At 71.8% G+C, this 13,233-nt stretch carries 15 protein-coding genes; 4 read left to right on the top strand and 11 right to left on the bottom strand.

From position 1 onward, the window contains the following. Positions 1-62: 62 nt before the first annotated feature. Genes ligA through QIT00_RS32520 form a run of 4 tightly spaced genes read right to left on the bottom strand, consistent with a single transcriptional unit; the run spans position 63 to position 4,539 of the window. Positions 63-2,264, bottom strand: coding sequence for an NAD-dependent DNA ligase LigA (gene ligA, locus QIT00_RS32535; protein WP_282539060.1), 2,202 nt, complete (start codon positions 2,262-2,264; stop codon positions 63-65). Between the two features lie 22 nt (positions 2,265-2,286). Further along, positions 2,287-3,282, bottom strand: coding sequence for a methionine synthase (locus QIT00_RS32530; protein ID WP_282539059.1), 996 nt, complete (start codon positions 3,280-3,282; stop codon positions 2,287-2,289). Continuing rightward, complete coding sequence (locus QIT00_RS32525; RefSeq protein WP_282539058.1) at positions 3,279-3,968, bottom strand: SDR family oxidoreductase; 690 nt, start codon at positions 3,966-3,968, stop codon at positions 3,279-3,281. Before QIT00_RS32525 ends, QIT00_RS32530 begins: the two co-directional genes overlap by 4 nt. Before the next feature lie 25 nt (positions 3,969-3,993). Further along, positions 3,994-4,539 (bottom strand): LOG family protein, encoded by a 546-nt coding sequence (locus QIT00_RS32520; RefSeq protein ID WP_282539057.1) that lies wholly within the window; start codon positions 4,537-4,539, stop codon positions 3,994-3,996. 137 nt (positions 4,540-4,676) lie between these two features. Here QIT00_RS32520 and QIT00_RS32515 point away from each other — a divergent pair, with 137 nt between their 5' ends. Beyond that, entirely contained in the window at positions 4,677-5,036 is a 360-nt protein-coding gene (locus tag QIT00_RS32515) for a DUF427 domain-containing protein (protein WP_282539056.1), read from the top strand. A 12-nt stretch (positions 5,037-5,048) separates the two neighbouring features. Here the strand turns inward: QIT00_RS32515 and mnmA are convergent, their stop codons facing one another. After that, complete coding sequence (mnmA, locus tag QIT00_RS32510; protein WP_282539055.1) at positions 5,049-6,179, bottom strand: tRNA 2-thiouridine(34) synthase MnmA; 1,131 nt, start codon at positions 6,177-6,179, stop codon at positions 5,049-5,051. Positions 6,180-6,255: 76 nt separating this feature from the next. Between mnmA and QIT00_RS32505 the strand changes: the two genes are divergently transcribed. Then, a complete protein-coding gene (locus QIT00_RS32505; RefSeq protein WP_282539054.1) occupies positions 6,256-6,945 on the top strand; it encodes an N-acetylmuramoyl-L-alanine amidase in 690 nt (229 codons plus the stop codon). A gap of 114 nt (positions 6,946-7,059) precedes the next feature. On the opposite strand, the gene QIT00_RS32500 is transcribed toward QIT00_RS32505, so the two are convergent. After that, positions 7,060-8,244, bottom strand: coding sequence for a cysteine desulfurase family protein (locus tag QIT00_RS32500; protein ID WP_282539053.1), 1,185 nt, complete (start codon positions 8,242-8,244; stop codon positions 7,060-7,062). Between the two features lie 112 nt (positions 8,245-8,356). Between QIT00_RS32500 and QIT00_RS32495 the strand changes: the two genes are divergently transcribed. Continuing rightward, complete coding sequence (locus QIT00_RS32495) at positions 8,357-9,202, top strand: alpha/beta fold hydrolase (protein WP_282539052.1); 846 nt, start codon at positions 8,357-8,359, stop codon at positions 9,200-9,202. Between the two features lie 16 nt (positions 9,203-9,218). Here the strand turns inward: QIT00_RS32495 and QIT00_RS32490 are convergent, their stop codons facing one another. Together QIT00_RS32490 and QIT00_RS32485 are read right to left on the bottom strand one after the other, a co-directional pair. Beyond that, positions 9,219-9,488, bottom strand: coding sequence for a DUF4190 domain-containing protein (locus QIT00_RS32490; RefSeq protein WP_282539090.1), 270 nt, complete (start codon positions 9,486-9,488; stop codon positions 9,219-9,221). Between the two features lie 23 nt (positions 9,489-9,511). Beyond that, complete coding sequence (locus QIT00_RS32485) at positions 9,512-9,670, bottom strand: hypothetical protein (RefSeq protein WP_282539051.1); 159 nt, start codon at positions 9,668-9,670, stop codon at positions 9,512-9,514. Between the two features lie 101 nt (positions 9,671-9,771). Here QIT00_RS32485 and QIT00_RS32480 point away from each other — a divergent pair, with 101 nt between their 5' ends. Continuing rightward, positions 9,772-10,428: a TetR family transcriptional regulator gene (locus tag QIT00_RS32480; RefSeq protein WP_282539050.1), complete on the top strand. Its 657-nt coding sequence runs from the start codon at positions 9,772-9,774 to the stop codon at positions 10,426-10,428. Here the strand turns inward: QIT00_RS32480 and QIT00_RS32475 are convergent. Genes QIT00_RS32475 through QIT00_RS32465 form a run of 3 tightly spaced genes read right to left on the bottom strand, consistent with a single transcriptional unit; the run spans position 10,410 to position 12,981 of the window. Then, positions 10,410-11,378 (bottom strand): helix-turn-helix transcriptional regulator, encoded by a 969-nt coding sequence (locus tag QIT00_RS32475; RefSeq protein WP_282539049.1) that lies wholly within the window; start codon positions 11,376-11,378, stop codon positions 10,410-10,412. The genes QIT00_RS32480 and QIT00_RS32475 overlap by 19 nt on opposite strands. A 36-nt stretch (positions 11,379-11,414) precedes the next feature. Continuing rightward, positions 11,415-12,290, bottom strand: coding sequence for a thioesterase family protein (locus tag QIT00_RS32470; protein WP_282539048.1), 876 nt, complete (start codon positions 12,288-12,290; stop codon positions 11,415-11,417). Positions 12,291-12,312: 22 nt separating this feature from the next. Beyond that, positions 12,313-12,981 (bottom strand): trimeric intracellular cation channel family protein, encoded by a 669-nt coding sequence (locus QIT00_RS32465; protein ID WP_282539047.1) that lies wholly within the window; start codon positions 12,979-12,981, stop codon positions 12,313-12,315. Between the last annotated feature and the right edge of the window lie 252 nt (positions 12,982-13,233).

The raw sequence follows: 13,233 nt of genomic DNA, 5'->3' as shown, positions 1-13,233 counted from the left end.
CCCGAATGCGACCCGACCACCCGTATGCATCTGGTATGCGCTGAACGGGTGGCCTTCAACCGCTACTCCTCGGCCGAAAGTGCGACATCGCGAGCCGCGTCGGGGCCTTGGTCCAGGAGCACCTCGAAGCCTTCTTCGTTCAGAACCGGGACTTTGACCTGCATGGCCTTGTCATATTTCGAACCCGGATTCTCACCAACCACCACAAAAGACGTCTTCTTGGAGACGGATCCGGTCACCTTGGCTCCCAGACGCTGCAGCGCCTCTTTTGCGCCATCTCGCGTATATGTCTGCAGCGTTCCGGTCACGACGACCGTCAATCCCTCCAGCGGACGCGGCCCTTCGTCGCCCGCGCCTTCCTCCTCCATGCGGACTCCCGCGGTCCGCCAGCGGTCGATGATCTCGCGGTGCCAGTCCACCTCGAACCACTGCTTGAGGGAGGCCGCGATGGTCGGCCCGACGCCCTCGACGGCGGCCAGCTCCTCCTCGCCCGCCCGCTCGATCCGGTCCATGGAACGGAACTCGCGGGCCAGGGCCTCCGCGGCGACCGGGCCGACGTGCCGGATCGACAGGCCCGTGATCACGCGCGCGAGCGGGCGGTCCTTGGCCTCCTGGATGTTCTTCAGCATCGCGAGGGTGTTGGCCTTGGCCTCGCCCTTCTGGTTCGCGAAGAACGTGACGACCTTCTCCTCGCCGGTCTTCGGGTCCCGCTTGGGCAGACCGGAGTCCTGGTCCAGGACGTACGACTTGATGGGCAGGAGCTCTTCGACGGTGAGGTCGAAGAGTCCGCTCTCGTCCTTCAGCGGCGGCTCGGCGGGCTCCAGGGGCTGGGTGAGCGCGGTGGCCGCGACATAGCCGAAGTTCTCGATGTCCAGGCACTTGCGGCCCGCGAGGTAGAAGAGCCGCTCGCGCAACTGGGCCGGGCAGGAACGGGAGTTGGGGCAGCGCAGGTCGATGTCCCCCTCCTTCATGGGCCGCAGCGGCGTGCCGCACTCGGGGCACTCGGCGGGCATCGCGAACTCCCGCTCGCTGCCGTCCCTGAGGTCCACGACCGGGCCGAGGATCTCCGGGATGACGTCTCCGGCCTTGCGCAGCACCACCGTGTCACCGATGAAGACGCCCTTGGCCTTGACGACCTCCTGGTTGTGCAGCGTCGCGAACTCGACCTCCGAGCCGGCCACCGTCACGGGCTCCACGCACGCGTACGGCGTGACGCGGCCCGTGCGGCCGACGCCGACGCGGATGTCCACCAGCTTGGTGTTGACCTCCTCCGGCGCGTACTTCCAGGCGATCGCCCAGCGGGGCGCGCGGGAGGTGGAGCCGAGGCGGCCCTGCAGCGGGATCTCGTCGAGCTTGACGACGACACCGTCGATCTCGTGCATCACGGAGTGGCGGTTCTCGCCGTAGTACGCGATGAACTCGCGGACGCCGTCGATGCCGTCCACCACCTTGTTGTACTGCGCGGTGGGCAGGCCCCATTCGCGCAGCAGCTCATAGGCGTGGCTCAGGCAGTCGATGTCGAAGCCCTCGCGGGCGCCGATGCCGTGCACCACCATGTGCAGCGGACGCGTGGCGGTGACGCGCGGGTCCTTCTGGCGCAGTGAACCCGCCGCCGCGTTGCGGGGGTTGGCGAACGGCTTGTCGCCGTGCTCCACCAGGCGGGCGTTGAGCTCCTCGAACTTCTCCATCGGGAAGAAGACCTCGCCGCGGATCTCCACGAGCTCCGGGATGCGGTCCCCCTTCAGACGCTCCGGGATGTCCGCGATCGTGCGGACGTTGGGCGTGATGTCCTCGCCGGTGCGGCCGTCCCCGCGCGTGGCGGCGCGGGTGAGCCTGCCGTGCTCGTACGTCAGGTTCACCGCGAGGCCGTCGACCTTCAGCTCGCACAGGAAGTGGTAGTCCCCCGAGCCGACCTCTTTCGCCACGCGGTCGGCCCAGGAGGCGAGTTCCGCGTCGTCGAAGGCGTTGTCCAGGGACAGCATCCGCTCGCGGTGCTCGACCGCGGTGAACTCCGTCTCGTACGCCCCCGCGACCTTCTGCGTCGGGGAGTCCGGGGTGCGCAGCTCCGGGTGGCGGTCCTCCAGGGCCTCCAGGGAGCGCAGGAGCTTGTCGAACTCCGCGTCACTGACGACCGGCTGGTCCTTCACGTAGTACCGGAAGCGGTGCTCCTCGATCCGCTCCGCGAGCTGGGCGTGCTCCTCGCGCGCCTGAGCGGGCACGGAGCTCCCGGTCGAGGCAGTCTGTGCGTCCTTGTCGCCGGCCACCGTCTTCGTCCTCCCGTAACGGTTACTCAGGGTTGTCCGCGAGTGATCTCGCCGCCGTGACACAGTGCGCGAGCGCCTTGCGGGCGTACGCGGGAGAGGCCCCCGCGAGTCCGCACGACGGCGTGACCGCCACCGATTCCGCGAGCAACCCCGGATTCAGCCCCAGCCTGCGCCACAGCGTCCTGACACCACTGACGTTACTGGCAGGGTCTGACAATGCGGCGTCGGTGGACGGCACGACGCCCGCGAACAGCTTCGTACCGCCCTCGACGGCCTCCCCGATGGACTCCTCGTCACGTTCGGTGAGGAGCCCGAAGTCGAAGGAGACCCCGGCGACGCCCGCCCGCCGCAGCAGTGCGAACGGCACGTCCGGGGCGCAGGAGTGGACGACGACGTCGACGCCCGCCGCCTCCATGACCGACCGCAGCGTGGCCTCGACGACCTGCCGGTCCACCGCGCGGTGCGTGCGGTAGCCGCTGGCGGACTTGATCTGCCCGCGCAGTACGGCGGTCAGGGACGGCTCGTCGAGCTGGAGCACGGGCGTGGCGCCGGGGACGCGGCGGCGCACGTCCTCCAGGTGCCGGACCAGGCCCTCGGCGAGCGAGCCCGCGAGGTCGCGGCAGGCCCCGGTGTCGGAGAGCGCGGCCTCGCCGTTCTTCAGCTCCAGGGCCGCGGCGAGCGTCCACGGCCCCACGGCCTGCACCTTCAGCGGGCCCTCGTACCCCTGCGTGAACTCCTCCAGGGCGTCGAGGTCCTCGCCGAGCCAGGACCGGGCGCGGCGGGTGTCCATGCCGGGGCGGTCGCCGATGCGCCAGCCGCTGGGCTCCACGCGCGCGTAGACCTCGACGAGGAGGCCGGCCGTGCGGCCGATCATGTCGGCGCCGGGTCCGCGCGCGGGCAGCTCCGCGAGGTACGTGAAGTCCTCGAAGGTGCCGGTGACGGTCTTCGCGGCCTCACGGGCGTCGCCCCCGGGCATCGAGCCGACGCCGGTGGCGGGGCCGAAGACGTGCTCGCTCATCGGCCGGGCCGCACCGTCAGGTCGTTGACCTCCGCGTCCCGCGGCAGGTCGAGGGCCATCAGGATCGTGGTGGCCACGGACTCCGGGTCGATCCAGCGGTCCGCGTCGTACTCCTTGCCCTCCTGCTGGTGCACCTTGGCCTGCATGGGGCTGGCCGTGCGGCCCGGGTAGACCGTGGTGACGCGCAGGCCGTTGGGCTTCTCCTCGGCCCGCAGGGAGTCGGCGAGCGCCTTCAGGCCGTGCTTGGAGGCGGCGTACGCGGACCAGTCGGCGTGCGCGTCCAGTCCCGCCCCCGAGTTCACGAACAGCACCTGGCCCTGGGCGACGCGGAGTTGGGGCAGGAAGTGCCGGGTCAGCTCGGCCGGCGCGATCAGGTTCACCTCCAACTGGTGGCGCCAGATCTTGGGGGTGAGGTCGCCGACCCGGCCGAGGTCGACGACGCCCGCGATGTGCAGCAGCGAGTCGACCCGGTCGGGCAGGCGCTGGTGCGAGAAGGCCCAGGAGAGGCGGTCGGGCTCGGCGAGGTCGCCGACGAGGGTGCGGGCGCCTTCGTACCGCTCGGCCAGTTCCTTGGCGCGGCCGGCGTCGCGCGCGAGGAGGACGAGGTCGTCGCCGCGCTCGTGCAGGCGGCGCGCGACGGCGGCGCCGATGCCGGAGCCCGCTCCGGTGATCACATGAATAGCCATGCGGGCCATTCTCGCAACAGGCGGATCAGCGCGTGCCCATGGACTCCTCGAGATACGCCAGGGCACCGACCGGCTCCTCCGCGAAGAAGACCAGCTCGGTGAGGGGAACGGGCAGGAAACCCTCGTCCTCCATGCGACGGAACTGGGTCTTCAGGCCGTCGTAGAAGCCCGCCGTGTTCAGGAGCACCACCGGCTTCGTGGTCCTGCCGTGCTTCTTCAGCTCCAGGATCTCGGTGGCCTCGTCGAGTGTGCCCGTGCCGCCGACCATGATCACCACGGCGTCGGCGTTCTCCAGGAGTGCCGCCTTGCGCTCCGCGAGGTCGGCCGTGACCAGCATCTGGTCGGGCTCGGTGACGGGCCGCGCCTTGGCCTGCAGGAACTCCACGGAGACGCCGAAGAGACGGCCGCCCGCCTCCTCGACGCCGTCCGCGACGACCTTCATCAGGCCGACGTCGGAGCCGCCCCACACCAGCGTGTGGCCGGCCTTGCCGAGCAGCTCGGCGAACTCGCGGGCGGGGCGGGTGTAGCGCTCGTCGAGCTCGGCCGCGGAGAGGAAGACGCAGATGTTCATGCGGTCACCGTACGGCCCGCCACCGACACTCCGTCCCCGCCCCGCGGCCGGCCGACTCCACGCGCGCGTACGGGAAGATCCGGCACCGCGCGTGTGCTGTACGGAGTGACGCCGACCGCACTCCTGGGAGGACCGCCGTGGCCGAGGGACACCCCACCGAGGAACACCGCACCGAGGGACACAGGATCACCGTCGAACAGGGCACGCAGCACGTGCGCGTGGTGCGCGACGGGCAGGTGATCGCCGACAGCGCCCGCCCCCTGGTGCTGCGCGAGACCGGCTACCCGGCGCGCTACTACCTGCCGCCGCAGGACGTCCGCACGGACCTGCTGGCGCCCTCGGAGACGCATACGTACTGCCCGTTCAAGGGCACCGCCTCGTACTGGTCGCTTCCGGAGGCGCCCGATCTGGTGTGGGCGTATCCGGAGCCGAAGCCCCTGGTGGCCGATGTCAAGGACCACTTCTGCTTCTACGAGGTGGAGGAAGTCACGGGCTGACAACCGGCGTTGTCACGCGGCGGCCGTCGCGCGCCCCGTCGTGGCGATGGTCGCCGAGCCCACCACGCGCGTGCCGTCGTAGAGCACGATGGCCTGGCCCGGGGCGACGCCGCGGACCGGCTCGTCGAACGTGACGTGCAGCGTGCCGTCGACCAGCTCCGCGCTGACCGGGGTCTCGCCGCCGTGCGCCCGCAGCTGCGCGGTGTACGTGCCGGGGCCCGCCGGGGCGGTGCCGCACCAGCGGGGCTTGATCGCGGTGAGGGCGGTGACGTCGAGCGCCTCGACCGGGCCGACCGTCACGGTGTTGTTCACCGGTGAGATGTCCAGGACGTAGCGCGGCTTGCCGTCCGGGGCCGGGGTGCCGATGCGCAGGCCCTTGCGCTGGCCGATGGTGTAGCCGTACGCGCCCTCATGGGTGCCGAGTTTCGTGCCGGACTCGTCGACGATGTCGCCCTCCGCCCTGCCGAGGCGGTTGGCGAGGAAGCCCTGGGTGTCGCCGTCGGCGATGAAGCAGATGTCGTGCGAGTCGGGCTTCTTGGCGACGGCGAGGCCGCGGCGCTCGGCCTCCGCGCGGATCTCGTCCTTGGTGGTCACGGTGTCGCCGAGCGGGAACATCGCGTGCGCGAGCTGCCGGTCGTCCAGGACGCCGAGGACGTACGACTGGTCCTTCGCCATGTCGGACGCGCGGTGCAGTTCGCGGTTGCCGTCGGCGTCCGTGACGACCTGGGCGTAGTGCCCGGTGGCGACGGCGTCGAAGCCCAGGGCGAGGGCCTTGTCCAGGAGCGCGGCGAACTTGATCTTCTCGTTGCAGCGCAGGCACGGGTTGGGCGTGCGGCCCGCCTCGTACTCGGCGACGAAGTCCTCGACCACGTCCTCGCGGAAGCGGTCGGCGAGATCCCACACATAGAAGGGGATGCCGATGACGTCGGCCGCGCGGCGGGCGTCGCGGGAGTCCTCGATCGTGCAGCAGCCGCGGGCTCCGGTGCGGAAGGACTGCGGGTTGGCCGAGAGGGCCAGGTGCACTCCGGTGACGTCGTGCCCGGCCTCCGCGGCGCGGGCGGCGGCGACGGCTGAGTCGACCCCGCCGGACATGGCGGCGAGGACACGGAGGCGGCGCTGCGGGGCGGCGGGGATCTCAGTCATAACTCCTCCAGGGTAGACGGAACCTTCGAGGACCCCTCGCGCGTTTCTACGATCACGGGGAGCACGGGGAGGTTCAGTGGCCGAAGAGCGGTCCGGCGGCGAGAAGGACGAGAAGCGGGAGCGGTCGGGGCGAGGCGTGAGCAGACGCGGGCTGCTGATCGGCGGCGCGGTCGTCGTGGGCGGGGGCGCGGCGCTGTTCCACGAGGAGCTGGGCCGCCTGTGGTGGCGGGTGCCCGGCGTCGACAAGCAGCGCAACGACGGGGACGTGGACCACAGGGGCGCGCAGTGGATCGCGGCCTCGGAGGCGAACCTGCGGTACGCGGACCGGCCCGCGGACTTCACGGTCGACCGCGTCGTCATCCATGTCACGGAGGGCAGTTACGCGACGGCGGTGCGGGTCTTCCGCGATCCGCTGCACGCCGCGGCGGCGCACTATGTGGTCCGCGCGAAGGACGGCCACATCGCGCAGATGGCCCGCGAGCTGGACGTCGCGTTCCACGCGGGCAACCGCGAGTACAACGAACGCAGCGTCGGCATCGAGCACGAGGGCTTCGTCGACAAGCCGGAGACCCTGACGGACGTGATGTACCGCTCGTCGGCCCGCCTGGCGGCGGACATCTGCGCGCGGTACGGGATACCGGTGGACCGCGAGCACATCATCGGCCACAACGAGGTCCCGGGCGCCACGCACACCGACCCGGGGCGGCACTGGGACTGGGACAAGTACATGCGGCTTGTTCGTGAGGCGGCAAGAAGGTCGACGTAAAGGTGCCGTCGACCCGGTCACCGTCGATCGCCCTGCGGGCTCGTCCTCAAACTCCCCCAGCCTTCGGCCGGGAGGTGCCCCCAGACGGGCTGGATTTGGCCCCGCAGGAAGCGCCTAGCTCAGCCCCGCCGACCGCGCCCGCTCCACCGCCGGGCCGATCGCCTTCGCCACGGCCTCGATGTCGGCGCGGGTCGTCGTGTGCCCGAGGGAGAAGCGCAGGGTGCCGCGGGCCAGGTCCGGGTCGGTGCCGGTGGCGAGCAGGACATGGCTCGGCTGGGCCACGCCCGCCGTGCACGCGGATCCGGTGGAGCACTCGATGCCCTGGGCGTCGAGGAGGAGCAGCAGTGAGTCGCCCTCGCAGCCGGGGAAGGTGAAGTGCGCGTTGGCGGGCAGTCGGCCGAGGGTGTCCGGGCCGGCCGGGGCCGGGTCGCCGCCCAGGATCGCGTCGGGTGCGGCGGCGCGGACGGCGGCGATCAGCTCGTCCCGCAGGCCGCCGATCTCCCGCGCGAACCAGTCGCGGCGCTCGGCGGCGATCCGCCCGGCCACGGCGAACGCGGCGACGGCGGGCACGTCGAGGGTCCCGGAGCGCACATGCCGCTCCTGCCCGCCGCCGTGCAGCACGGGCACGGGGGCGTACTCACGGCCGAGCAGCAGCGCCCCGATGCCGTACGGACCGCCGACCTTGTGGCCGCTGACCGTCATCGCGGCGAGCCCGGAGGCACCGAAGTCGACGGGGAGCTGGCCGAAGGCCTGGACGGCGTCGGCATGCAGCGGAACGTCGAACTCCGCTGCCACGTCGGCGAGTTGACGTATCGGCATGACGGTGCCGATCTCGTTGTTGGCCCACATGACCGTGGCGAGGGCGACGTCGTCGGGGTTGCGCTCGATGGCCGCGCGCAGCGCCTCGGGGTGCACCCGGCCGTACGCGTCGACGGGCAGGTACTCGATCGTCGCGCCCTCGTGCTCGCCGAGCCAGTGCACCGCGTCGAGCACGGCGTGGTGTTCGACGGGGCTGGCGAGGACGCGGATGCGCGCCGGATCGGCGGCCCGTCGCGCCCAGAACAGGCCCTTCACGGCGAGGTTGTCGGCCTCGGTGCCGCCGGAGGTGAGGACGACTTCGCTGGGGCGGGCGCCGAGCGCGTCGGCGAGGGTCTCGCGGGCCTCCTCGACGGTGCGCCTGGCCCGCCGCCCGGCGGCGTGCAGGGAGGAGGCGTTGCCGACGACGGTGAGCTGCGCGGTCATCGCCTCGACGGCCTCCGGGAGCATCGGAGTGGTCGCGGCGTGGTCGAGATAGGCCATGGTGCGATCGATTCTACGAGCCGCGCGGAGGGGGCACGGCGGGCGCAGGGGGGCACGGCAGGGTCCCGCGAAACCCTGGCGCCGAGTGTCAGTACCAAATAGGCTTACGGTCATGACAGCCAACCGGGTTCTCGACCACGACTGGGCACTCGACCGCACCTTCCACAGCTCGTCCGGCGAGGTCCGCTGGGCCTCGTTCGGCGCACCCGATGCGCCTCCCCTCGTCTTCGTCCACGGCACCCCGTTCTCGTCGTACGTCTGGCGATCCGTCGCCCGCGCGCTCGCCCCGCACCACCGGGTCCACGTCTGGGACCTGCCGGGGTACGGCGCCTCGGAGATGCGGGACGACCAGGACGTCTCCCTGGACCAGCAGGGCCGCGTCTTCACGGAACTGCTCGACCACTGGGGCCTGGACCGACCCGCCGTCGTCGCGCACGACTTCGGCGGCTGCATCGCGCTGCGCGCCCACCTGCTGCACGGGGCGCGGTACGAGCGCCTCGCGCTGCTCGACCCGGTGGCGCTCGCCCCGTGGGGCTCGCCGACGTACCGGCTGCTCGGGGCGCACGCCGAGGTGTTCGCCCAGCTCCCGGCGCCGCTGCACGCGGCTCTGGTACGGGAGTACCTGGGCTCGGGGAGCCACCTCGGGCTGCACCCCGGGGTCCACGAACGCCTGGTCGCGCCGTGGTGCACACCGGAGGGACAGGCGGCGTTCTACCGGCAGATCACCCTGAACGACCAGCGCTTCACCGATGAGATCCAGGACAGATACGAAGAGTTGAAGCTTCCGGTCCTGGTGTGCTGGGGCGCGGAGGACACCTGGATCCCGGCGGCCAAGGCGTACGAACTGGCCGAGGCGATCCCGGGCGCCGAGCTGCGCCTGATCGAGGGCGCGGGCCACCTCGTACAGGAGGACGCGCCCGCTGAGCTGGCGGCGGAGCTCGTACGGTTTCTCGGCTGAGCCCTGCGGCGCGAGCTCAGCCGAAGTTCCAGACCACCGTCGAGTTGGCGGCGGTCAGGGCGGCGAGGACGAGCAGGTCGGCGACGCCCAGGCCGAGGCCGAGGTAGGCGCGGCCGCGGCGGGAGGTACCGGCGCGCAGCGCGAGGCAGGCGAGGGTGATGGCGATCGGCCCGAGGACGACGTTCAGGACGAGGAGTCCGAGGAGGCCGAGGACGAAGGACGCGACGGCCATGGAGTCGGGGCGGCGGGTCGCGTCACGCGGCGGCCCGGCACGGTCGGCGCGCAGGGAAGAGGAAGACGTCACGGAACTCACTCCGAACGGTGGCGCGCGAGCTGCTCACGCACCGCGAAGGCGGCCAGCCAGCCGGCGATGACGGCGGCGGCCACGAGGGATACGGAGAGGGGGAGTTGGGCCACGGAGCCGAGCAGAACGCCCAGCAGCAGGAGTGCGGCGACAAGTGCGATCACGATACGCCTCTCAGGTTTCAGCGTACGACTGTTCACTGACTACTGAGTCTAAAGGGTGCGAGGGGTCCCTCGCGACAGAGAACGGCTGTTTACTGAGTTCCATGAGTCACAGTCCCGACCCCCCGGGCACACGCCAGGCCCAGAAGCTGCGGACCCGCCAGGCCCTCATGTCCGCGAGCCTGGAACTCCTGGAGCAGCAGAGCCTCAGCAGCCTCGGCCTGCGCGAGGTGACACGGGCGGTCGGCATCTCCCCCGCGGGCTTCTACCGCCACTTCTGCGGCATCCCGGACCTCGGCGTGGCCCTGGTCGAGGAGACCCTGGGCAGTCTGCGCGCCCTGACAGCCGCGATCCTGGCCGAGACCGGCGACACCGAGCGGCGCATCGCGCGCACCGTCGAGCTGATCGCCCGCCATGTCGCCGAGCAGCCCGCCTACTTCCGCTTCCTGGTACGCGAGCGGACCGGCGGAGTGGCCCCGGTGCGCCGGGCCATCGCGACCCAACTCGACCTGTTCTCGGAGGAGTTGACCGAGGTACTGGCCGCGGAGACCGAACTGCGCGGCTGGCAGCCCGAGGACCTGCGCATGCTGGCGGGCATGTACGTGGACCAGATGGTGATGACCGCGGCCGCACTCCTGGAGGCCGGGCCGGACGCCACGGAGGAGACCGCGCGTATCACCCGTGCCACCCGACGCAGGCTGCGCCTGATCAATGTGGGCAGCGCACACTGGCTGGACGAGGGTCAGCCGTCGTCCGCGTAGAGCCCGACGATCGAGGCCGCCGCCCGCGCCAGTTCACGGCGGGCCTCCGGCGGGGAGAGGACCTCGGCGCGGTCGGCGAAGGAGAGCAGCTGGCGGATCTCGCGGATGTCGCCGAAGGCGAGGCGTACGGGGACCCAGTCCTCGTCGTCGTGCCCCTCCCCCGGCGGCGCCGTCATGTACGCGCCGTTCATCCGGACGAACATGTCGAGCCAGGGCCGCCGCACCCGCGCCTCCACGGCGATCGCGCCCGAGCGGTCCTCGACGCGGCGCCGCAACTCCTCCCATACGTCGGCGAGTTCGACGCCCGGCCGCCTGCGCACGGGCTCACCGGTCAGCTCGGCCGCCTCGACGCGGTCGACGCGCAGCAGCCGCGGGGCGCCGTCCCGGTCGGCGACCAGATACCAGACACCGGCCTTGGAGACGAGGCCGTACGGGTCGACGGTGTAGTCGCGCGCCGCCGACCGGCCGCTGTGGCGGTAGCGCACGTCGATGCGGCGGTCGCTGAACACGGCGTCCTGCAGGGCCTCCAGGTCGACCGCGGACCGCGGTCCGCCGAGCCAGCGCACCGGGTCGACGAGGATACGGCGCGCGGCCAGTTCGGCGCCGGGCCGGTGCGGGGCGGGCAGCGCGGCCATGACCTTGCGCAGCGCCGAGCCGATCGCGGAGTCCAGGCCGAGCGCGGCGTGCGTACCCTCGGCGGCCAGCACGAACAGCGCCCGCGACTCGTCGGCCGTGAGCCCCGTGACATCCGTGCGGTAGCCGGGAAGCAGCGCGATGCCGCCGTGCCGGCCGCGCTCCGCGTACACCGGGACGCCGCTACCGGAGAGCGCCTCGACGTCGCGGTAGATCGTGCGGACGGACACTTCTAGGCGCTCGGCGAGCTCGCGCGCGGGCACGCGGCCGCGGGTCTGGAGCAGCAGCAGGATGGAGAGCAGCCGTTCGGACTTCACGCCACCCAGGATCGCCCACTCCTACGCGTACGGGGATCAGCGGGCGAGGACCGTCCTGGCCAACTGCCGGGACTGGGCGACGAGTCGGCCCGCGCTGTCCCAGACCTCGGCGTCCTCCTCCAGGAAGCCCCCGGCGAGGTTGCGGGTGGCGATGGCGACGCGCAGCGGGCCCGGGGCGGGGCGGCAGCGCACGTGCACGGTCAGCTCGACGGTCGGCACCCAGCCGGAGAGGCCCAGCTCGAAGGCGGTCGGCGGGAGGGCGTCCACGGTGAGGAGCAGGGAGAGCGGGTCGGCGTCACGGCCGTCGGCGAGGCCGAACCACGCGCGCATCTCGCCCTTGCCGGAGGGTGCGCCGAGCGCCCAGCCGAGGGTGGCCGGGTCCAGCTTCAGCCACAGCCGCTCGGCGATGGCGGTGCTGCCCTGCACCGGGGCGTCGTCGGGCGCGTCCTGCGGGCCGAAGCACTGGTCGACCGGCGGGATGGGCGGCGCCTCGGCCGAGGTGCGGATGTCGTCGGGCAGGGCGTCCAGATCTCCGTACGAGGCGATGACGCGGATGCGTTCCACCTCGGTGCCGTCGGCCTCGTACTGGAGGAGGGAGGCCTGGCCGGTGGAGAGGGTGCGGCCGGCGCGGACGGTGTCCGTGCGGATCACGGCCGGGCCCGGCTGGGAGGCGGTGAGGTAGTGCGCGGAGATCGTGAACGGGTCGGGGTGCGGCAGGGCGTCGGCCAGGGCGCGGCCGATGACGGCGAGCAGATAGCCGCCGTTGACGGCGTTGATGATCGTCCAGCCCGCGGAGAGTTCGGTGTCGTAGACACCCTCCGCGCGGCGCACCACCGCGGTGTCGCGGTCGAACTCGCCGTCGCCGATGGTGGCCCGTGTCGTGGCCTGCGCAGCCTGCGTGCCCTGAGTCATGGATGCACGGTACAACAGGCGACTACTGAGCGGTAGCTTTTTCGTCGACCGCGGATCGCCGGTTCCAGGCGCGCGGGGCCCGCCAGTGCCGGGTGATGGCGAGCAGCCGCAGCACGAACGCGGTGATGACGGCGAGGGCGCTGGTGTAGGCGTTGAGGGCCTCGAAGTGGATGCAGAGGACCACGATGCCCGCGCCGACCATGGCCGGCACCGCGTACAGGTCACGGTCCCAGCGCAGCAGCGACGGCACCTCGTTGGCGAGCACGTCGCGCAGCACGCCGCCGCCGACGGCCGTGGCGAGGCCGAGCGCGGCGGATGAGGTGAGACCGAGGCCGTACTCGTACGCCTTTATCGTGCCCGCGACGCAGAACAGGCCGAGGCCGGCCGCGTCGAAGACGTTCACGGCCAGGTTGATCCGCTCCACCTCCGGGTGCAGGAAGAAGACCAGGGCCGCGGCGAAGAGGGGGGTGAGGAAGTAGCCGAGGTCGGTGAAGGCGGCCGGGGGTACGGCGCCGATGATCACGTCCCGGAAGATGCCGCCGCCGAGGGCGGTGACCTCGGCGAGTACGGCGATGCCGAACACGTCGAAGTTCTTGCGTACCGCGAGGAGGGCCCCGGAGATGGCGAACACGAAGATTCCGACCAGGTCAAGGCTGTGCTGGACGGAGGGTGTGAAGAGGTCCTGGATCACGGGGTGCATTGTGCCGGGTGCGGTGGGGTGCGTTCAGGTGCGGGCCTACCCAGGCACTCCCTGGGGGCTCCGCCCCCGGCCCCCCGCTCCTCAATCGCCGGAGAGGCTTCTTTTTCGCGCTCCGCGCTCGTCCTCAATCGCCGGACGGGCTGAGTTTTCGCCCCTCCCCGCCCCTTCCCGAAAGACTGCCGTCGGCTGCGGGGGCTCCGCCCCCGGACCCCCGCTCCTCAATCGCCGGAGGGGCTCAATTTT

It is taken from the genome of Streptomyces luteolus (assembly GCF_029968015.1).
GTDB classification, from domain to species: domain Bacteria; phylum Actinomycetota; class Actinomycetes; order Streptomycetales; family Streptomycetaceae; genus Streptomyces; species Streptomyces luteolus.
Note: the sequence above shows the minus strand (reverse complement) of the source record. Positions and strands in the feature narration are given on the sequence as shown.

What these genes read in the sequence shown, in the direction of transcription:
- QIT00_RS32530 (WP_282539059.1), bottom strand. Translation starts at nt 3,282, where the DNA reads ATGAGCGAGCACGTCTTCGGCCCCGCCACCGGCGTCGGCTCGATGCCC.
- QIT00_RS32525 (WP_282539058.1), bottom strand. Translation starts at nt 3,968, where the DNA reads ATGGCTATTCATGTGATCACCGGAGCGGGCTCCGGCATCGGCGCCGCC.
- QIT00_RS32520 (WP_282539057.1), bottom strand. Translation starts at nt 4,539, where the DNA reads ATGAACATCTGCGTCTTCCTCTCCGCGGCCGAGCTCGACGAGCGCTAC.
- mnmA (WP_282539055.1), bottom strand. Translation starts at nt 6,179, where the DNA reads ATGACTGAGATCCCCGCCGCCCCGCAGCGCCGCCTCCGTGTCCTCGCC.
- QIT00_RS32500 (WP_282539053.1), bottom strand. Translation starts at nt 8,244, where the DNA reads ATGGCCTATCTCGACCACGCCGCGACCACTCCGATGCTCCCGGAGGCC.
- QIT00_RS32495 (WP_282539052.1), top strand. Translation starts at nt 8,357, where the DNA reads ATGACAGCCAACCGGGTTCTCGACCACGACTGGGCACTCGACCGCACC.
- QIT00_RS32480 (WP_282539050.1), top strand. Translation starts at nt 9,772, where the DNA reads ATGAGTCACAGTCCCGACCCCCCGGGCACACGCCAGGCCCAGAAGCTG.
- QIT00_RS32470 (WP_282539048.1), bottom strand. Translation starts at nt 12,290, where the DNA reads ATGACTCAGGGCACGCAGGCTGCGCAGGCCACGACACGGGCCACCATC.